Below are 21,177 nucleotides of genomic sequence, written 5' to 3'. Positions count from 1 at the left end.
TAGCATATTATAACAAACACCCGAAGCTGAATTGATTCAGGTCAGGCTAAATTGTGCATAAATTTTCATGACGTATCACGTTTTTAACATAAAATGCTGAAACCTAGCCGACTACGCTGTCAATCTGCCACGCTGATTTTCCGGCACAGCAGAAACCGGATCCTGATGGATAATAATATCGGCACCTGGAAACTGTTCATGCAATGCCTGCTCCAGATCATCTGCAATTTGATGCGCCTGAACCAGAGGCAACGTGTCATCCATTTCTAGGTGTAGTTGAATAAAGCGCGTTGGACCAGAACGTCGGGTACGCAACGCATGTGCGCCGCGAATGCCCGGCCAGTTCACAATCATCTCAGCAATAGCGCGATGCTCGTCTTCCGGCAACGCGCGATCCAACAGCGACTGCACAGCGTCATACCCCATGCGTAACGCGCTATATAAAATATAGCCGCCAATACCCAATGCAAACAGGGAGTCGGCGCGCGTAATACCTTTCCAACTGAGCGCCAACGCCACCAGAATCGCGCCGTTCATCAACAGGTCGGACTGATAATGCAGCATGTCCGCACGTACCGCCTGACTGTGCGTGCGCTTCACGACCCAGCGCTGGAACGACACCAGCAGCAGCGTGACCACTAACGCAATGAGCGTCACCCATACGCCTACTTCCGGCGCGTGCAGCGCCTGTGGCTCCAGCGAATGTTGCAGCCCCGTCAGGATCAGGAACAGCGCCGAGCCGGAGATAAACATGCTTTGCGCCAGCGCAGCCAATGACTCCGCTTTACCGTGGCCGAATGCGTGCTCATTATCCGCCGGCTGCAACGAGTAGCGCACTACCAGCAGGTTCACGAGCGACGCGGCGATATCCATCAACGAATCAACCAGTGATGCCAGCAGGCTCACCGAACCAGTATGCCACCAGGCAAATACTTTCATTATGAACAGCGCCAGCGCCACGGCGGTTGCGCTCACGGCTGCCAGCGTCACTAGACGCGCATAGTGTCGATTCATCATACCCTCAACGTAAAACAGATGCCCTTACAGAGAACGGAGATCTTGGCTGAAAAAAGGTCGCTTGAGTCATTGCCGTATTCAATTCGCCAATGACGTTTTTAACACACGGGAATAGCGGACAAACGTAAAAATACAGCACACGGTTGCCAGTATCGCCATCGCTGCCCCCATGAAACCGATGTCGGGCAGGCCCAAATGGATAATAACCTGATTGCCCAGCAGCGCACCGCCGCCGATCCCAATGTTATAAATTCCTGAGTAGAGTGCCATCGCCACATCGGTGGCATCCGATGCCAGCGTCAACACTTTTACCTGCATTCCCAGGCTCAGCGCCATAATGGCGATTCCCCAGATGATGCACAGCGTCGACAGGCTCCAGCCGCTGAATGACAAAGGCAGCAGGAGTAGTAAACATACCGCCAGAAACGCGAACGAGACAATCAGGAAGCCTGCCGGATATTTGCTGCTGTAGCGGCTGAACAGCATACTGCCAATGATGCCAGCACCGCCAAAAATCAGCAGCAAGAGGGTGGTGAAGTTTTCACTCAACAACGCCACTTTCTGGATAAAAGGCTCGATATAACTGTAGGCGGTAAAGTGCGCGGTTACGATCATCACAGTCAGGCCGTACACGCACAGCAATGCTGGACGTTTAAGCAGGAGGGGCAAACTCTTCAACGAACCGGAATTGCTGCTTGGCAGCACAGGCAGCAGTTTCATCAGACCCACCATAATCCCCGCAGCAATCAGGCCAATAAGGACAAACGTCACACGCCAGCCCAGATACTGCCCGACCACACGCCCCAGCGGTAACCCCAGCACCAGCGCCAGCGCCGTGCCGGTCGCCAGCAAACTTAACGCCTGTGCTTTTTTGTCCGCAGGCGCCAGACGCACCACCAGCGATGCCGTAATCGACCAGAACACCGCGTGAGCCAGCGCCACGCCAATACGAGCAATCACCAGCACCCAATAGTTCCAGGCCAAACCGGACAACACATTGCTGACGGCGAACAGGATAAAGATTTTGATCAGCAGGCTGCGTCGCTCCATATCACTGGACAGCAGCATGCAGGGCAGCGACATCAGCCCAACCACCCAGGCATAGATCGTAATGATCAGCCCGACCTGCGCAGCGCTCATGGAAAAGCTGGCGGCGATGTCTGACAGGAGCGCAACGGGGGCAAATTCAGCGGTGTTAAAAATGAAGGCCGCCAGAGAAAGGCTGACGACGCGTAACCAGGCGGTCGAACGGGAAGAACGGGTCATGATATTGATATCAAAAGTTAAAATAAAAGAATGCGCCCCCTGTCGTGGCAGAGGCTAACGCGATGGAGCAATGGTACAGGGAAAGAATGACATCGCCGTGTAATCGGCGAGCGGCCAAGGGTATTTCAGCGTGCTTTTATGAGGATGTCAGCCAAAAGCCTGAAAACAGGTAAGGGAACATTCATGAGCATCATTTTTGGTGCTCACATTCTACGCTTTACCGCTCCCTTACGCTGTCTTTTTTCGTGCTTTTCTTACTCAACGTTCATGCTGTTCTCTGTCAGGAAAAGGCGCTACACAGATGACGACTGGCGTATCACAATCGGTAACCCGTTTTGAAAACGCTGAAGCCTGTCGCAAAGAAAGACGATCCGCAGCAGGCTATACACATCCGGCTGGGGCTGCGCTAAATAGTGCGACAACGCATTTTCAACGAGCGTTAAACCCAGTTCATTGGCCGTTTTCATACCGTGTTGCAACTGCTCTCTTTGCGTTGAGGTTAAATACCGCCGTCCGGTGCAAGCCTGCGCGTCCAGCACATCAAGAATCGGGCGACAAACCCGCTGTGCCAGCGTCGGCAAGGGACGCTGCACCACTTTACGCCGCTTTTTCTCTGCAAATATCGTTTGGATATGGCTAATAAAACTGGGTACTGTTTTCTTGGTCTTGATGGTCTGAAAATCCAAACAAAATGCGGTCACCGCGCTGCCATCACTCACCAAGAGAGAGTAAGGATGGAGATCAATATCATTCCCACGGCGACGGGGTTGAACCAACACCGCCACAATCGCCCACTTTTGCTGAGTCGCCTGTTTGAGCCTGTCTATGCGCTGATGCTGCGTTTTTTCCCAGTTTAGGCTCAGATACAGCGCATTGTCCGCATTATCAAAGACCGGCCAGACCACACGCTGCTCCACCTCATTCCAGACGACGGAGTCATAGCGGTTCACATGCAGCAGCAGAGGCTGTGGGTAATCCTGATTCTCTTGCTCAAAATAGTGAAACAGCTGCGACCAGTCAGCAATGCCGCACGTCGATTTACACTGCACATAGGCGGCGGCAGGCCACGGCGTGCTTTCAAGGTTCGCGTAACTTTCTCCACCTGCGGCCAATTTCCCGTCGTCAGAAAAACGCGGATGGTGCAGCGTAAAGGGAGCACGCATGATGTGCTCGCCCAGTTGTTTCCACATAGTCTGCCCCTGCCACACGCCCTGCTGGCTAAACGTCACATCATGGTAATCAGCCCGCGCTTGCGTACAGTGCAGTAATCGCTGATTCTCACTATCCCAAAACGAAAAGGTGGCACCACGCGCACCGCCTTCGGTGACCCACCACTGCGCGCCCAATGGTACAAGCGATAAGGCTTCAGGCTGTTGTTGATATTGCCGCCGTACCCGCCCACGCAGATGTAGCAAACGCTCAGGCGTCGCCTGCCCAAGCTGGTATAAATAAGCCGACAGACGGGCAATGAACAGCAGCACATCACGCTCTTCCAGACTGTAATGCCTGTCCGCTAATAGGCTGACCTGCCCGCTCACATTACGCAAATAGCCCGCCAGCCGAGGGAGCCCTTCCGCACGAGCGGACATATTCAGCAAATGAAGCTGCCGCGCACTGCTTTTACTAATATGCGACAGCCCCTGGTTCAGGATGTCCTGAATAAACATGTGAAGCGTAGCAATCAGCGCACGCTCATCAGCATGTAGCGCCCGCACTTGCGTTTCCTGAGCCAGGCAATCCTCGGGCCACGGCCAGACACGTTGGTTGGCTTCAAAGAGGCAGGCAATGGCAGCAAGATGCAAGGCCGGCTGCTTATCCCGTAAGAAATCCGATAGCATGCCAGCAAACCCCGCCCCAGCCAGATAGATAACGGGATTTTCCAGCATCGGCAGGTGAATTTTAAGCTGGTTGGGCAGTGATTCCGTCCTCACCGATTCTTCCGCCCACATCTGAACAAATCGCGCGGCATGCCGCGTTTGCCCTTTGCCGACCTGCTTCATTAACGTCTCAGGATCAAGCTGTAAGATCTCGGCAAGCACGTCTATCAGTAGTACGGTGGTTTCCTCAGAGAGAGGCGAGGCCTGCTCCGCACCGCATTCAGCATGGTCTTGTAACCACAGCACTGCCGCCAAAATGTGCTTACAGCAGCCCGAAGCGGGGCAATCACACCGCGCGGTTTGTATTCCCTGCGCATTAAGCACCACCTGCTGACCATCGCTGACAAAATGCCCTTCTTGCCCGGCATCGGTCACCAACGCCACCTTATCGCCAGCCAGATCTTTTTTTGCCCGACGCAATAAACCGACATTCGCAAAAACGCCCAACGCATCGTCATCATAATTCAGGTAGAGGGATTGCCAGCTCATCGCATCACCTCCGCCAGCCACTGCGCAAAGTGCTCCGGCGTCAGCGCCGCAACATGCATGCCGCGATCGGCCAGCTTTTGCCCGATTGCGGTGTCGTATACCGGCTGTGCGGCATCATCAAGCGCGGCAAGCCCTAACAACGTGATCTGCTGACTGTGCATGCGCTGCACGCAACTGAGCAGGCGATTCAGCGCACCGCCTTCTTCAAAGTCGCTGATTAACGTCACGATGGTGCGTTTCGGGTTTTGTACTCGCTGTTCGCAGTACTGCATGGCCTGCGCAATATTCGTCCCGCCTCCCAGTTGCACCGTCATCAGCACCTCAACCGGATCGTGGGCAAGATGCGATAAATCAACCACCTGTGTATCAAATACAATCAATGAAACCCGTACCGCAGGCAGCGCCGCCAGAATGCTGGCGCAGACCGCTGCATACATCACCGAACTGGACATCGAAGCACTTTGGTCGACGCACAAAATAACATCCCACGGCATATGCCGCTGCATGCGTGAATTAAAATGCGGTGTTTCAATGACCAGCCGGTTCTTATCACGATCAAAGTGCTTAAGATTGGCCGCAATCGTGGCACGCCAGTCAAAATTTTGACTGCTGGCGACAGGTGAACGTCGGAATCGATTCCGGCGACCGGTAAGCGCATTCGTAAACGTCGGCCTCAGCGTGCGTAATATCTCATCGACCACCTTGCGAATAATGTCGCGCACCGCTTCACGCGTTTGTTCATTCATCCGTCCACGCAAGCTCAATAGCGCCTTAGCCAGCGCGGGCGTGGGTTCCATCGCTTGCAGAGCCTGTGGATCGTTGAATAAATGCGAGATTTCATAGCGTTCAATTGCTTGCGATTGCATTCGCTCAAACGTGCTGCTGGGGAACAATTTACGCGCCTGATTGAGCCAGTTAACCGCCGTCAGTTGAGACTGATCCAAAGAGCCGTGCCGCCCTCCTTCCTGCTTAAGCCCACGACGCTGATATTCTCGGCGATAGAGATAATCCAGAGTACGCTCAACTTTCAGGTCATTCGCATCAAACGCCGCGTTACCTAATGCCTCGTCGGCGTAGTGGCCCAGAATCAATCGCCAGCGTTTGCCGTTTTTTTCTTTATCATCAGACTGCGGATCTTGCGCACTCATCGGACTGCACCCTTCTCTTTTTCATACCATGACAGTAAATCGTCTTCCGCCAACTGCTGTTGCAGCTTTTGGTTTAACTGCATCGTCTGTAGCAGTTCCTGCTCCGTGAAGTCCATTTGCCAAAGATGCATTTCCGGCTCAGAGAAGCCGCATTGCTCGGCGATATAGCTCGCTAACGTCGCATTCTGCTTCGGTGTGAGTTGGCTGAAAGCAAAGCGTAGGTCGGGCAACACATGCAGAAAACGGTCATCATCCCACTGCGACATGAGCGCATTTAACTTATCAACCAAACGCGGCGTTTTGATAATCAGCTCAGGGGCGACGCGCATTAATCCCACAAAATAGCGAACCGCCTGCTCGGGATCGCTACCCTGACTAAAGACGTTCGATAAATTGTCATCAAGCGTGCGTTCATCAATGTCATCACCGAGATAGCGCAGCGCATCAACCGTCCCTTTTAACAAAGGCACGTCCTTTAATTCAGGGGCGATCTGCTGCAATTGGTGGTAAAAATCGCGACTGGCGTTACTAGAGGGATCGAGCGTAGGAATAAATTCAATCAGCTCACGCAAGGCAAGCAATGCGGTGAAATGTTCTTCCTGCTGTGATTCATCACCCGCAGCGATGGTCGGTAAGCAAAACAGTGCCTGTGGAACCAGCTTAAACAGCAGTTGAGTTAACTCAGGCTGAGTGCGTAAACCAAGAAAATCACGCCCGCGCCAGAGATGAATCAGACTATGCCCGCATTCCACGAGCGAACTTAACCGAAAATCGTTGTGTATATCGTCATGCAATAAGCGGAATAGCCCAGCTAAACGCGACTGTAGGCCCAATAGCGCCGCCTGAATCAGCACCTGTACCGCATTCTTGCTCGACCGATTCTGCCCCTGTTCCGCTAACTGCTTTTCCAGATAGAGTAGTTTATCGATGGCAATCGCTTCGAGCTGGCTTCCCTTCTCCGAGAGCGTAATCAGTCGCCCTTCGATCGACGGAGTCCACGCATAGTGCCATTCTTCAAATAGCAGATCGAGATTGTGACCGCTCAAAAAATCAGGGCCATGACTGCGCGTTGCAAAGCCCACCTCAAGGAAGCTCAGCAGATGAAGAAAGCGGCTGCGGGCACGATGCTGCGGGTTGCGATAGATATCCAAACGGCTCAGTTTGACGAGCGTGTCATCAAGTTTAAAACGATAGTATTTCGCTAACCGATAGGTTTCAGCAACCAGCGGAGGCGTTGCGCTGCCTGCCGGGATCTGTCCTAACGTATGGCCGGAGAACACCTTGTTAATCTCAAGCCACAGATCGCGCTGCGCATCATCGATACTGCCTTTGATAAAACTACTTTGTAGCCCATCCAGCAGGTCGTAACGGCCGGGGCCTTCATGCCCGCGCAATGCCGCTAACCGTACGCTCTGCTCGACGGCATTCTTTACCGTGATATAGCTGGGCGGATCGTCAAAAGATTTAGTGCGGAGCAGGCTGGCAACCTCAGACAAAAAACGCATCCCCATATTATTGCGGTATTCCTCGGTCGTGAGCGGTGGCGGCCCCGCTTCCCCCACCCGATCATCCCGCTGTGCCATAAGCATCTGCCAGCTTCGCTGGTAGTACGCAGGCGCAGGCATGCCGGAGGCATACCCGTTGAGCGCATCTAATCTGTCAAAGCTGTAGCGGATGAGCCACGCACTGTCGTTTTCCGCCTGCTTAAGCTGTTTTTGGTACTGCTTCTTCGCGGTATCTGTGAAGGCATTGAACGATTTCCCGTCGTGAGACAGCCCTTCGAGCAGCGCCAGCGAATGAAAACCGCCGGTGACAACCAGAATTTTCCCCGTTGGATTTTCAGCACGAATCTGCATGATAGCGGCGAGCATATGCGCCTCACGCTGTGCAGATCCCTCAGCTTCCAAAACCTGAGGCTCATAATCCAGTCGCGCCAACGCGCACCAGACCAGCGTATCGCGGAAAAGCGCTTGCCAGTCGGTCAGCGCCTCAATCGAACGTAGTTCAAATAAATGCTCCCACAAGTCATCGTGATCGCGGCAATAGCATTTTTTTGCGAGTGCTGAAATGAACTGGCTATGGGCGAGATAACGTTCCGCTTGCAGGCTCTGACTGGCGTCATTCTGACGCTCCTCAATCGCGATTTGCTCAACCCACGGCAAATCAATAAAGCGTAGTGTCGCGTTGTGACAATGCCCCGCGTGCAGCGCAACCCATTCGGGCGAATAGTCACAAAAAGGGAAAAAAGCGCTGCGCGTGGTCGCTTGCGGTGTTTCACCCTCTTGCGGCTCGCGGGCGTGAACGTCAGCCTGCCCCATCACCGCGATAGGAGGCTTGGCGTCAGGATGAAGCAAATCGGGCAATAGGTGATTAAAACTGACCGGTGCCTCAATCAAAATGTGATCGGGCTGGATATCGTCAATCAATGACAGCAGGCCATAGGCACACGCTGGGCTATGGTGGCGAACCGGCGCAAAATAGATCTGCTGCGACTGCAAGAAATCCCATGTTGCCAGCGCCTGTTCCATTCGTGCGGGCAATACGATGTTTGAGAGACTCACCAGCGCGTTTCCTCATGAAAAAATGTCCGTGAAATTATCAACAACAATTGGCCACGGCCTTACTTCCAAAACTGTCGTGAGGCATCATAAAACGCTTTCCAGTCATCGCTGCTTTTTGCCCTTTCTCGCGCCACGTTATCAACGTAGTAGCGCATACGTTTTGCATCGTCAGGATTATCTTTTAATACCACGCCGATAATCTGGCGTGCGATAGCGCCCGCATTCAGCGTGCTATCACCCAGATAATGCGCCTCAAGCGCGGAGGCATAGGCAATGTTGACCGCTTCCGCACTCGACATCACCGCATCCGGCGTTTTGATGCTGCCGCCGTCGCGTGTATTGCCCGAGCGCAGTTCCTGGAAGGTGGTCACCAGCAATTCGATGACGCTCGGTGGCACGGTGACAAGCGCAGCCAAATCGCCCAATTCACGCGTAAGCTGCGTTTGAATTAGCGCGATCTCGAATTCAGGATCTTGAATCGGCCTCACCGTTTCAAAGTTAAAGCGTCGTTTTAATGCCGCTGACATTTCATGTACGCCGCGATCGCGCAGGTTAGCCGTACCAATCAGGTTAAAGCCGGGTTTGGCACTGATCCGCCCTTGCTCGCCCATTTCAGGGATCATCAGCTGTTTTTCAGACATCAAAGAAACCAGAACATCTTGAATTTCTGGCGGGCAGCGGGTGATTTCCTCAAAACGGACAATCCTGCCTTGCATCATTCCCTGATAGAGCGGTGAACCGATCAGCGCCCGCTCGGTGGGGCCTTCAGCAAGCAGCAGCGCATAGTTCCATGAGTACTTGATATGATCTTCCGTCGTTCCCGCCGTGCCTTGAATGGTCAAGCCGGAATCTCCCGAGATCGCCGCCGCAAACAGCTCAGACAGCATCGATTTCGCGGTTCCGGGTTCACCAACCAACATCAACCCTTGTTTCCCCAGCAGCGTCACAATCGCTCGGTCGACCAGCGCGTTATCGCCAAAAAATTTCGCGGAAATCCCTAAGGCATCGTCACCTAAAATAAACTGGCGCACCGCACGAGGCGAGCGCAGCCAGCCCCGCGGCTTCGGGTTATTTTCGTCCGCGTTGGTCAGGCGGGCTAATTCATCAGCAAAGCGGATTTCGGCATGTTGACGCAGCACATCGTTGGCTATCGGTGAGTGTTTTTCCATGTTCGTGTCTCTGTTCGCCACAAAATAATGAACGAAGCCAGCACAAGGCGTACTGGCTCCATAAGCGGATTACCAAGGCGTTTTGCTTTCCCAGTCGGCATCGTATCCCGAGCAAGCATCTGCGGCTTTCAGGTAATCGGCATAGCTTTCTGCCAGTAAAATGGGGGGGACATCCTGTAACGCCAGATTGTTGCGATCCCAATAATTTTGCTGATTTTTCTCAAAGCTCAAATCAAACAAGACCGCCGGAATATTTTCTTCTGGCACGTAGCTACCGCTAAACCCAATATTGACGTACAAATTCAAGCTACTGAAATGCTTATAATAATGGCTAAATGACCCACCATCTTCCGCTGGCGCGCGCTGATATCCCATTTTGGTTAAGACGCCGCGCAGCGTGAACGTATCGGTCAACCACCCTTTTTTGTCCTCAATTTCAACCAGTTTACGATCGAGTTCGGGCAGCTTGTGTACCATCTGCGAGAACAAGAACGCCACTTTATAATCCTTAAAATGTGCGAGCCAGGCTTCACGCGTCTCGTTATCGACAATAGCGGCATGCGCAAACTGAATCAGCGTACCGTTCGATAGTTCAACTTCATCGTCTTCAAGATTAATTAAGCAGCCGTCATCCGTTGGCCTGAAGGTATTGAGTACCTTCTCATCCTTCACCTCTTGCCACACCAAGCGCTCAATCAGCGGGCGCATCACAGGGTGACCCATGATGTAAGTCTGCCAGTCCTCACTCGACCATTGGCGCTGAGCACACATCGATTCATACAAACGTGCAGTTTGCAAGTCGATCACCTGTTTCAGCTCTTTTTTGCTCGATGAGAACAGCTTTTTCGCTTCTTTTATCTGCTCTTCGTTATCCGTTTTGCGCGCCGCAGGCAGAGCTTTAATCTCTTTCCCTTCCGGGTTAAGGAGCACCAACTTCTGTTTGTTGTCCATGCGCGCAGTAAAGATCCGCTCGCCGTATTCCAGCACCAGCGTACCCGTTTCATCCAACCCCGCCGTAGGGATCGTGCGATCGGCCAGCTCATCCGCGCTCCAGCCATTGCGATCGGCAATCTCTTTGACTAGCTCACGCGCCTTTTCCTGAATCGCCGCAGTGCGGTAGCGGCGTGAAAGAGAGAGCAACAATTGGATAATGAGCGGATCGTCGCTAATCGCCATCGCGCTGATCATCGCTTCAATCTGTGAACGACGCTGATAATGGTCACGCATGTAGTTGCGTAATGCGGAGACGGCAACATGGCCCTCGATACGACCAATCAACGCCAACATACCTTTATCCGCGATGGCAGAACCTAAATAGCGCCGCAGGACTTCATTTTTTATTTCCTCAGCCGCCTGCTCCAGCGTGTAATGCTCATATTTTTGGTAATACTCAGGGTAACGCTCAAGATAATACTGATACGTTTTTAAACGTGCGGGCGCATCCTTATGCGCTTCCGATATCGCGTCTTCCAGCGACGGATTTTTTACATCCTGCGTGATAAACGCATGTAGAATAAAGTGGCCCAGCTTATGCTGGCTCTCTTTGGCTAATAACCCGACATAGCGTTGCAATAACGTGTTACCTGCGGGCATTTTTAATTTCACCGCCAGAATTATCCACCATTTGATAATGTCGGCATCGACGGCCTTACCGTTTTCCCATTTCAATGGCGGTATCGCGTTATAGTCAAACCAGCTCATGCTCGTAGGCGGGCTTGCTTTCAGTCCCTTCAACGCTTCGTCACGCAATACCTTTTCGGATAAATACGGTGAGATATCCTCACCAAATTGCTCTAGCGCCGCCAGCAATGCAGCTCGGACGGTTTCTCTCTTCTCTTTTTTTAACAATGCATAAAGCGGCGCGATACTGTCTTTATGTTTTATTCGCGCAAGCCACTCGATCGTGGTAATACGGATTTCTTGTTTTGCGGAATGTAGGCTTTCCTGCGCATTCACATGCACATTCGGCAATTTTTCGAGCAACTTCTGCGCACTCACGCGGAACGTTTTATTCTCGCCTAAAGCCAGTTCCATAATGCGCGGAATAAACTGCGCGGGAATAGCAGGGAATTTATCAAGCAGCTCAAAAGCCTGACCCAATTCAAATTGGCGATATCTATTGTCGCTCTTATTCGGCAATAGCCCCAACGCTTCGGCGATATAGTCTGGATGTTGAGAGAAAAAAGGCCAGAGCTGTTCCGGTTTAGGAAATAGTCTCAACCCATGGTTATAAGATTCTAAACATAACGAGGCAGCGATCCGTGCAGGTTCTGGGCATGCCAACGCCTGCAAAACACCTTCAATTTGTCGTAATTCCAATCCAGCAATAATATGAGTGGGAGTTTCATTTTCTATTCGAGCAGTGACTAGATTGAAGTACGTATGCATATTGCCAAAAATAACTCTCATGGCATGATAAAACGTAAATTCAGGAAGGTTGCTAATACGTTTTTTATGTTTAATGATGCTAATATCTTCACTAGATAATTTATTATTACCATGATTAAGCTTATCAACTAAAGCACGGCAATGTTCAGCACTTAATTTTTTTAATTTAGCATAATGTTCTTGCGCCCATTTATATTTGTACGCATTCGTTTTATTTTGTTCTATTTCTTTTTCCGCATTTATTCTTGCCGTTTCCACCATTTCCATCAGGTTTTCGACAAGAATCTCTTTTGCGCTTTCAGGCAACGGCGTATCAGCCAGCAACGTGAGTTCAGGTAATTCAGGGAGTGCTATATCCTGTGCCGTATCAACAACGTCAAAACGTGTAATGGCACTTTCGATATTTTTTATCACTGCCTTACTTTTTTCTAACTGTAATGCCTGTTCTAAAATATCTTTATTTTCTCCCTGACGGGCAAAGAGATCGGCAGCCTGAGAGCGCTGTTTTGGCGTTCCGTTAAAAAGAATATCACTCAGATGAGCTTTGACATCATTCGTGGGAAGAGTATTCAGCAGCGGTTCAGCTTCGCTGCGCACCATCTTTTTCTGATCCATTGCTAATTTAACAATGACATCTGAGAAAAAAACACGCAACACTTCACGGTCGGATAAATACTTCAGGAACTGAATCTGGCCGGGTGCAGAAAGTTTGTCCACTAGCGTCGTGCGGACAAACTGTGCATGATTTTCGATATATGTCTGCAAATCAGGGAGTTCAAAGAAAATCGCTAACTCCGAGCTATAGTATTCACCTATTTCCTTCCGATCAAAAATAGCAAATAAAATATTCTCGCCTTTTTTATCATGCTGTTCACTGGCAACCAGTTCAGCGAGAAATTGAACGCTCCAACCAGCACGGTGATGTAATTTCAACTTTTCATTAGATGTGCTTTTCAACGTAGTGGCCAACGCATCACAGAGCAAATAAACCACCCAGTTTGGCACTTCGTCAGTTATTATTTTTATATTTTTATTCTGACATGCCGCAGCTAATACTTTCGCAAAACGTACCGTTTGTTCACTTGTTAATCCTTGACCTACCATGGAATAGAGCTTATAACGCGCGTTCCTTGCCTGCCTGATTATTTTATTATATTCACTGGAATTAAAATTATTATTTTGAACATAGTACCAATCAACTGAACCCGGCTTGTCCAGAAGGACGATTGTTTTATCAAAATCTAACTGATTTAAGGTATAAAGAACCTCAGATTCGGTGCCCGTCATGACATAATTAAATATTTTCTTCGACAACGTTTTATCAAGTTCTGCAAGCGGCAAGAGAGATTCTTGCAGCAACGTTTCCGTCGGCGTTACTTTCTTATCACCAAAAATCGATAACAGATCGAATAATTTTTTTATCATGTCAGCACCTGGTTATGTATAGATAAACAGTAACTTTTTAACATGATTTTTGATTATTCTCAATTTTAAAATTCATCTTTTTTTACAAATTTTAATTTCGCTTATTGTTATTTATACAGTGAATAAATCCAATTTATTTTAATCTTATCCAAAATTTTAGGTAAAAATAGAATTGGTTGAAAATATCACAACATTAATAAAAACATCAGGTATTACGTGGTTATTTTCAGATAAAAAAACCCGCTGAAGCGGGTCGTAGTAATACAATCAAAGGATCAATTGTTCTGGGCGGCAGTGATAAATCTCAGACAATTTCTCTCGGGTTTTTTTCTGAGGCCGTGAGTCTTTCGCTTCCCATTGCGAAACCGCTGATTGCGTTGTCCCTAGCTTTTCAGCTACATCATATTGTGATAATCCGCGATGGATACGCCATGCCGCAAGCAAGCTAACATCATCACGGAACATAATTTCTACCACATCATTAGGTACGGTTTCGTTGTCGTACTCATCGGCAATATAAGGAATATCCTCATAACCTGAATCGCTATCAGACAGCAGCTTTTCATACTCGCTGATAGGTAGAACAACAAACTGAGGCTTGCCGTTCACATCATTGATAAATTGTGGTTTTGACATAATTTCATCCGAGGGTCAGTGAGTCGCGGTGTATGTCATCAGGAAACGGGCGGATTACCCAACCTGATAATTAGTAAGTCGTTGAGGTTCTGCGTTTGACCACCTGAACCTCACAGATAAGGGGCTCACCTTTAACAATCTCGAAAATTACTCTGTAGCCTCCCACCCGTAACCTGAATTTTCCCGCCTCACCCTTCAGCGCCATAATGTCCAGGTTTACGGCAGGAAAACTGCGTAGTTCAGCAACTTTCTCGCTTATGGTGTCCTGATATCTGCGGTCTATCGTTAAACGTTGCTTCAACGCTTTCCTTGTCCAGATGGCCTTTACCATCAATTTCCTTGATTTATTAAAGTGCATATCCGCTTCGAATGAATAAACAATAAGACAATTAGCTAATTAAGACAATTAATATCTAATTAAAATCTAATCATCAAGCGTTTATATCTATCCTCATCACAGCCAGCCATTTCACTGGAGCGGAAAATCATCTATATGAAGTCAAAGCACGCTATATGTCTTAAAAATCCCAAAAAAAAGCCCTCCATCATGGAGGGCAAAAAGACAGCGATGGTGTCTATGGCAAGGAAAAACAGGGTGTGTACCTACTACACATTACTACTCGGACTGCACTACGCTTACTACAAGCGACTTACTACACTCGCACTACTACTCGGGATTCTCTGTCTCGGCATGGCTTGTCGTACCTGGTGCCGGCGCAGCCATCTGGTTAAACAGGGACATCTGCTGCTGCATCTCTTTCATGCGTTGCTTATGCTTCAGCTCTAATATCTCTTTCTGCGCTGGCGTCAGCAGGTTATACATTTGGTTGCGCACTCGGGTCATCTGAATCTGACGCTCAAGCTGCACACTCATCATTCGGGTTATCTGCGCTCGCACCGCCGCCTCATCAAACGTCTCTGCCGTCACCAGCTTATGCATGGCTTTAACATCTTCGGCATTAAACGTCGGCTTGTCCTGACGGCTCTGGTGCATCAAATCACGCATTTGCTGACGCTGTTGCTCAGTCAGCCTCACGCCATCGAACATACCTTGCTGGACGGATGTGCCTTTTGTAACGGAATCATCGATATGCCAGCCGCTCACCGAGGCGTCTCCACTTTCTGCTGCAACGGCGGTAAAAGTGCCTAACATAAGCAGTGAAGCAAGAGATAAGGTTGCGAACTGTTGCATCAATAACTCTCCAGAGCGGTACGTCGTTTTGTGAATCAATGAACAGGAGTCTACGCATCTTGCTGCAAACATGCGTCAGAGGATGTAAAACTACGTAAAGTCATGGAATAGCGCTAATCTATGTCGTATTTTGCCCTTGGAGGTAGAGAAAACATGAATAAAATTCTGCTGGTTGATGACGATAGAGAGCTGACCGCTTTACTTAAAGAATTGCTCGAAATGGAAGGTTTTAACGTCGTTGTCGCCTACGACGGTGAGCAGGCGTTACAGGTATTAGATAACACCATTGACCTGTTATTACTCGATGTGATGATGCCGAAGAAAAACGGTATCGATACATTAAAAGAACTACGACAGCAGCATCAAACACCGGTCATTATGCTGACCGCCCGCGGCAGTGAATTAGACCGTGTTCTTGGCTTGGAACTGGGTGCGGATGATTATCTGCCGAAGCCCTTTAACGATCGAGAACTGGTGGCGCGAATTCGCGCAATTCTCCGCCGTTCCAACTGGACCGATCAACAGCAGGCGGGTGATAACAGCGCCCCGACGCTGGAAGTCGACGGCTTGCGTCTGAATCCCGGACGGCAGGAAGCCAGCTTTGACGATATCGTGCTGGATCTGACAGGTACCGAATTTACGCTGCTCTATCTACTGGCACAGCGGCTGGGACAGGTGGTTTCACGCGAACATTTAAGTCAGGAAGTGCTGGGGAAACGGCTGACGCCGTTTGACCGCGCGATCGATATGCATATCTCGAACCTGCGACGTAAATTGCCAGAACGCAAGGATGGTCTGCCTTGGTTTAAAACGCTGCGTGGACGAGGCTATTTGATGGTATCAGCTGCATGATCAATAGTTTGACCGCCCGTATTTTTGCCATTTTTTGGTTAACGCTGGCGCTGGTACTCATGCTGGTTCTGATGGTGCCCAAGCTGGACTCGCGCCAGCTTACCGCCTTGCTGGAAAACGAACAGCGGCAGGGCATCATGCTGGAACAGCACATTGAAGCAGACCTCGCCAACACGCCAGCCAACGATCTGCGCTGGTGGCTACGGCTGTTCTGGGTGCTGGAGAAGTGGGCTCCGCCGGGACAGCGCCTTTTTCTGGTCACCAGTGAAGGCCGGATCTTCGGCGTAGAGAAGCATGAAACCCCGATTGTGCGTAATTTTATCGGGCTGTCGGATAACGCCGATCACCCGCAAAAGAAAAATTACGGCCGCATTGAGCTTCTTGGTCCTTTTGCGATCCGCGATGGTGATGACAACTACCAGCTTTATCTGATTCGCCCTGCAAACAGTCCGCAGTCCGATTTCATTAGTTTGCTATTTGACCGTCCTTTGCTGCTGCTAATCTTCACCATGCTGATCAGTTCACCGCTGTTGCTTTGGCTCGCCTGGAGTCTGGCGAAACCCGCGCGTAAGCTTAAACATGCGGCTGACGAAGTCGCCAAAGGCAACTTACGCCAACATCCTGAATTAGAGTCTGGCCCACAGGAATTTCTGGCTACGGGCGTCAGTTTTAACCAGATGGTCAGCGCGCTGGAACGAATGGTTACCGCACAGCAACGCCTGCTGTCGGATATCTCCCATGAACTGCGTACGCCGCTGACACGCTTGCAGTTGGCAACGGCGCTGCTACGTAGGCGTCAGGGTGAAGGCAATGAGCTGAACCGCATTGAAATGGAAACGCAGCGGCTCGACAGCATGATTAACGATCTACTGGTGCTCTCACGTAATCAACACAAGAATGAACTGACCCGTGAGTTCCTGCGTGCCGATGAACTGTGGGGCAATGTGCTGGATGATGCCGCCTTTGAAGCCGAGCAAATGGGGAAAACGCTGGAAGTGCCCTATCCTCCGGGGCCATGGACGCTCTTTGGCAACCCTGCCTCACTCGACAGTGCGCTAGAAAATATCGTGCGCAACGCGCTGCGTTATTCTCACAACCACATCGAAGTGGCCTTCTCGGTGGACAATCAGGGCATCACCATTAAAGTGGATGACGATGGTCCCGGAGTGAGCCAGGAAGATCGCGAACAGATTTTCCGCCCCTTCTACCGTACGGATGAAGCGCGTGACCGCGAATCCGGCGGCAGCGGTTTAGGACTTGCCATCGTGGAAACGGCTATTACGCAGCACAAAGGCTGGGTAAAAGCGGAAGACAGTCCATTGGGCGGATTGCGTCTGATCATCTGGCTGCCGTTGCATCAACGGTAAATCAAGAAGACACTTTCCCCATCACCGACGTTTCATTCTATCACATGCTCTCAGGTGCCCGACATGGGCACCTGTCACTTTCTGTTTATCTTCTCACGGTTATACTGCATTGAGTTTTTTAGGCGATTGCGTAGAGTGATCGCTACTCATGCCGAAAACAGGCAAGACCCGTGTTGAATGAAGGATACCAACCATGAAAGGAGTAACGCTGCTGGCTGGCGTACTGACCGCGTTAATGAGCAGTCAGGTATTCAGTTCCAGCGATGGAGTGTGCGGCTTTTCCGACTCGGAATGTGGCATGTCTGCCCTGCCCTATTTGCAGCCAGGCAACGACACACGTGCTAACCTGATGTTGCTGCAAAGCCGTCTCCACAGCATGTCGCTTCCGTTACCCCATCCTTTACCCGATCAAACACGTTCACGTATCGACCCTTTTACCGCCTACCGGGTCATGGGGATTGCCGCCACAGAAGGGACTCCGACTTCTGACTCAGAAGAGGATGTCACGGCAGATGCGCCCTACCTTTCAACGCTGAATAAAGCGAAACAGCTTAACCTCCCTTTAGCCGTTCAGGGTACGATCTCCACGTTTTCGCCTGACGATAACGAAGGACGCCATATCTCCAATGAGCTTTCCACGCTGGAAGCGTTTTTTGACGTCCTGTTAGCAGACACACAGCTCACCCATGAACAACGCACACTGCTGGCACATCAGCGGGTAAATCTCCTCAACCCGCTGTACACCAAAGAGGCGCTGAACGAGGGTCTTGCAAGCCTGCCGGACGAAGGACATGCTGGCGCTCTCATGCAATATCTGTTCGCGGCGCTGGCGTTCTATCAAGGTCACTTTGATGAGGCGGAAAGCGGCTTTCAGGCGTTAACGTCTTCACCACAGCCGTGGGTCGCGGAAACCTCGCGCTATATGTTGATTCGCGTAGCGATCAATAAAGCGATGGAAAACGCGCTGGATGAATACAATATGTTTGATGCCAGTAAAGCCGATAAAGCGGCTGCACAGCTGGCCGTTCAGCAGATTGGCGACTACCTGAAACAGTATCCAGACGGGCACTACATCGAGTCCGCTAACGGGCTGTACCGCCGCGCTTACTGGATTATGGACGATGTGAATGCCTTAGCGACAACGTACCAACACGGGTTGAACAACACCACTGACGTCGAAGCACTCCTTGAATTGAGCGACGAGATCGACAACAAACTGCTGGAAAATCGGCAGTTCACCAGCGCACCGGGCAGCCCACCGTTGACGATGGTGCAAGATCTCAAGCGCTTGCGTTCAGATGAAGGCTGGCTGGCATTACCTGCCTTATCCGTTGACGAACTGGCCGCGCAGAAGCCGCTGTTCGAGAAAGACAACATGCAGGAGGCGTTTAGCTACCTTCAGGCCGCGCAGCTGTTTTATGGCCAAAAAGATTACGCCGCCGTGGTTAACAGCGTTCCCGCGACACAGGAGAACGATCTGACCGATACCGTGCATTTCAGCCAGCAAGTCTTACGCGGTCGGGCGTTGGTGCGCCTAGAGCGCTGGGATGAGGCAGAAGCGCACTGGCGTCAGCTGTTAACACGCAATATGGGGTACACGCAAAATCAGTTCCTGCAACTGGCGCTGGCGGAAACGCTGGTCAAAGCCGGTCATCCAGAGCGGATCTTTGCCGCCGACAGCCCGGTGAAAAACCTGCGTTTCCGTTCCGCCGTGCTGAAAGTTAGCGCCAACGCCGACCTGCTGCGCCAGCAAACGGGTCCACAGCAAACCCATGAAGAACGGGCTATCGCGCTGCATACGCTGTTAACCAAGTCGCTGACCCACGGTGATTACGCCAGCTATCTCAAAGATGTTCAGTTGAGAAAAGATATCGCACCGCTGGTCAGCAGCGAAAATCAAAGCTGGAATCAGGAAGATTTGACGGAATTTGACTGGGATGGCAGCGATACCGAAGAAGACTATCAATGCCCGGCGCTGAATGACGTGGTCACGACGCTGAACCAACGCCCTAATGATGCCCGTTCGATTAACTGCCTCGGTGAATTTTTCCTGCGCACCAATAACAGCGTGGGCTTCGATTGGGGTGAAGGCAGCATGTTGAGCGGACTCACCAACGCGCCAACGCAGTTCGTCGGCGCCGAATATAATCGTCTGGATGGGTATATGCGGGTGATTGCCGATCCGAAAGCGCCACCGGAAGACAAAACCTATGCCCTGTATCGCGCGGTCTACTGCTATGCACCGAGTGGCTATAACGACTGCGGCCCACAGGACATCAGCAAGGCAACCCGCAAAGCCTGGTTTACCCAACTGAAAACCAAGTACAAAGGCAGCGTGTGGGCAGACAAGCTCGATTATTACTGGTAACGCCGTTAATCATGTTGGCTGGCCTGCTCGCGCTCTGTACGCAGGCCGCTTCCGTTAACGTTGCACCTTCAGCCATCAACACGGCCTCCACCATCGTCGACGCAACACGCTATCAGGACTTCTGGCTATGGGCGGCGGTGCGGCCCCAGCCGATTCTGCATCAGGCGCAGACGCTATACCTGCATCAGGGCGAAGTGGCGCGCCGTCAGGGTAAAGTCGTGTTCCTACGTCAGGGGATTCCACCCAGCCAATTGCGCGTTAACCGTATCTGGCTGGCTTTCCGCATGACCACGCTGGAACTTTCCGATCGCCACCTGAACCGGATATTAAAGTTACGGGAAAAGTGGCGACGTCAGGGCAATCAAGTAGTTGGAATTCAGATCGATTTTGACGCGAAAAGCTATCAGTTAGCAGGCTATGTCGCGTTTCTGACGCAGTTGCGCGCGCGTTTACCCGAAGACTGTCAGCTCAGTATTACGGGGCTGCTCGACTGGTCTAAAACCGGTGATGTGCCGGCGTTGAATCGCTTACAGGGCAAGTTGGATGAAGTAGTGGTACAGACTTATCAGGCGCGCAGCACCATTACCAACTACGCAGAGTACCTGCCCACACTGATGAAACTAACCCTGCCTTTCCGGGTCGGCCTGGTACAACACGGCAAGTGGGAACCGCAGTGGCAGCAGCGTCTTGCCACTTCACCGTATTATCGTGGGGAAGTGGTGTTTCTGGTGAATCCACCACTGAAAAAATCTGCCAACAACAGACTGTAGCAAGCCATAGCTACAGGCAACCGCCGAAACCATTTTGCCGCCAGGCTTCATAGCTGATGATCGCCACGGCATTCGACAGATTCAGGCTGCGGTTATTAGACTGCATGGGGATGCGGATACGGAAATCTGACTCAAAGCCGTTACGAATCTCGTCTGGCAGGCCGGATGTTTCCGATCCAAACAGCAGCACATCATCTGGCTGGTAGGTCGGCTGATCGTAGGGGCGGCTGCCTTTGGTGGTACACGCGAAGATGCGTTTACCGGGAACCGCCGCCAGAAAGTCCTGATAATTTTTATGACGGCTGACGTTCGCCAGATCGTGATAATCCAACCCCGCGCGGCGCAGCTTTTTCTCTTCAAAATCAAACCCCAGCGGTTCAATCAAATGAAGCGTACAGCCGTTGTTGGCCGCCAGTCGGATAATATTGCCGGTGTTCGGTGCAATTTGAGGCTCATAGAGCGCGATATGGAACATAAGATAGCGTCAACCACGAAGAAAAATTCCGCCGCAGTATAACGCATTCCCACAGGGCAACCCAAAACCTGTGCACGCAGGATTGCGGATTACTCTGCACGACGTTTTCATCCACAGCGATTACACTTGATCTTACAGATAAAGGCATTCGAGCGGCGATAATGGATAGATCGTAAA

15 protein-coding genes are annotated in these 21,177 nt (G+C 51.0%); 4 read left to right on the top strand and 11 right to left on the bottom strand.

Features of this window, described 5'->3' with window-relative positions; translation table 11 throughout:
* Window positions 1-111: 111 nt before the first annotated feature.
* From fieF to cpxP, 10 genes are all read right to left on the bottom strand, one after another.
* On the bottom strand, window positions 112-1,014 hold the full coding sequence (gene fieF / locus H0248_RS19500; RefSeq protein ID WP_180787193.1) for a CDF family cation-efflux transporter FieF: 903 nt from the start codon (window positions 1,012-1,014) through the stop codon (window positions 112-114).
* An 81-nt stretch (window positions 1,015-1,095) separates the two neighbouring features.
* Entirely contained in the window at window positions 1,096-2,283 is a 1,188-nt protein-coding gene (locus H0248_RS19495; protein WP_180787160.1) for a sugar transporter, read from the bottom strand.
* 293 nt (window positions 2,284-2,576) lie between these two features.
* Window positions 2,577-4,649, bottom strand: coding sequence for an SWIM zinc finger family protein (locus H0248_RS19490; RefSeq protein ID WP_180787159.1), 2,073 nt, complete (start codon window positions 4,647-4,649; stop codon window positions 2,577-2,579).
* Complete coding sequence (locus tag H0248_RS19485) at window positions 4,646-5,797, bottom strand: VWA domain-containing protein (RefSeq protein WP_180787158.1); 1,152 nt, start codon at window positions 5,795-5,797, stop codon at window positions 4,646-4,648. Before H0248_RS19485 ends, H0248_RS19490 begins: the two co-directional genes overlap by 4 nt.
* Window positions 5,794-8,358 (bottom strand): DUF5682 family protein, encoded by a 2,565-nt coding sequence (locus tag H0248_RS19480; RefSeq protein ID WP_180787157.1) that lies wholly within the window; start codon window positions 8,356-8,358, stop codon window positions 5,794-5,796. The genes H0248_RS19485 and H0248_RS19480 overlap by 4 nt, the downstream gene beginning before the upstream one ends.
* A 59-nt stretch (window positions 8,359-8,417) precedes the next feature.
* Window positions 8,418-9,527, bottom strand: coding sequence for an ATP-binding protein (locus tag H0248_RS19475; protein ID WP_180787156.1), 1,110 nt, complete (start codon window positions 9,525-9,527; stop codon window positions 8,418-8,420).
* A 69-nt stretch (window positions 9,528-9,596) separates the two neighbouring features.
* Complete coding sequence (locus H0248_RS19470; RefSeq protein ID WP_180787155.1) at window positions 9,597-13,340, bottom strand: DUF4132 domain-containing protein; 3,744 nt, start codon at window positions 13,338-13,340, stop codon at window positions 9,597-9,599.
* Between the two features lie 267 nt (window positions 13,341-13,607).
* A complete protein-coding gene (locus H0248_RS19465; protein WP_180787154.1) occupies window positions 13,608-13,976 on the bottom strand; it encodes a helix-turn-helix domain-containing protein in 369 nt (122 codons plus the stop codon).
* Window positions 13,977-14,046: 70 nt separating this feature from the next.
* Complete coding sequence (locus H0248_RS19460; protein ID WP_180787153.1) at window positions 14,047-14,307, bottom strand: type II toxin-antitoxin system RelE family toxin; 261 nt, start codon at window positions 14,305-14,307, stop codon at window positions 14,047-14,049.
* Between the two features lie 336 nt (window positions 14,308-14,643).
* A complete protein-coding gene (gene cpxP / locus H0248_RS19455) occupies window positions 14,644-15,168 on the bottom strand; it encodes a cell-envelope stress modulator CpxP (protein WP_180787152.1) in 525 nt (174 codons plus the stop codon).
* A 153-nt stretch (window positions 15,169-15,321) separates the two neighbouring features.
* On the opposite strand from cpxP, the gene cpxR reads away from it, so the two are divergent.
* From cpxR to H0248_RS19435, 4 genes are all read left to right on the top strand, one after another.
* Window positions 15,322-16,020 (top strand): envelope stress response regulator transcription factor CpxR, encoded by a 699-nt coding sequence (gene cpxR / locus H0248_RS19450; RefSeq protein ID WP_010281574.1) that lies wholly within the window; start codon window positions 15,322-15,324, stop codon window positions 16,018-16,020.
* A complete protein-coding gene (gene cpxA, locus H0248_RS19445; RefSeq protein ID WP_180787151.1) occupies window positions 16,017-17,387 on the top strand; it encodes an envelope stress sensor histidine kinase CpxA in 1,371 nt (456 codons plus the stop codon). The genes cpxR and cpxA overlap by 4 nt, the downstream gene beginning before the upstream one ends.
* A 193-nt stretch (window positions 17,388-17,580) precedes the next feature.
* On the top strand, window positions 17,581-19,755 hold the full coding sequence (locus tag H0248_RS19440; protein WP_180787150.1) for a hypothetical protein: 2,175 nt from the start codon (window positions 17,581-17,583) through the stop codon (window positions 19,753-19,755).
* On the top strand, window positions 19,725-20,525 hold the full coding sequence (locus tag H0248_RS19435) for a DUF3142 domain-containing protein (RefSeq protein ID WP_180787149.1): 801 nt from the start codon (window positions 19,725-19,727) through the stop codon (window positions 20,523-20,525). The genes H0248_RS19440 and H0248_RS19435 overlap by 31 nt, the downstream gene beginning before the upstream one ends.
* A 10-nt stretch (window positions 20,526-20,535) precedes the next feature.
* Here H0248_RS19435 and H0248_RS19430 read toward each other — a convergent pair whose 3' ends face one another.
* A complete protein-coding gene (locus H0248_RS19430; RefSeq protein WP_010308737.1) occupies window positions 20,536-21,000 on the bottom strand; it encodes a tRNA (cytidine(34)-2'-O)-methyltransferase in 465 nt (154 codons plus the stop codon).
* Between the last annotated feature and the right edge of the window lie 177 nt (window positions 21,001-21,177).

Source organism: Pectobacterium brasiliense, assembly GCF_013449685.1.
In the GTDB taxonomy this organism is placed as follows: domain Bacteria; phylum Pseudomonadota; class Gammaproteobacteria; order Enterobacterales; family Enterobacteriaceae; genus Pectobacterium; species Pectobacterium brasiliense_A.
The sequence above is the reverse complement of the archived record's forward strand: the minus strand, read 5'-3'. Positions and strand labels throughout refer to the sequence as shown.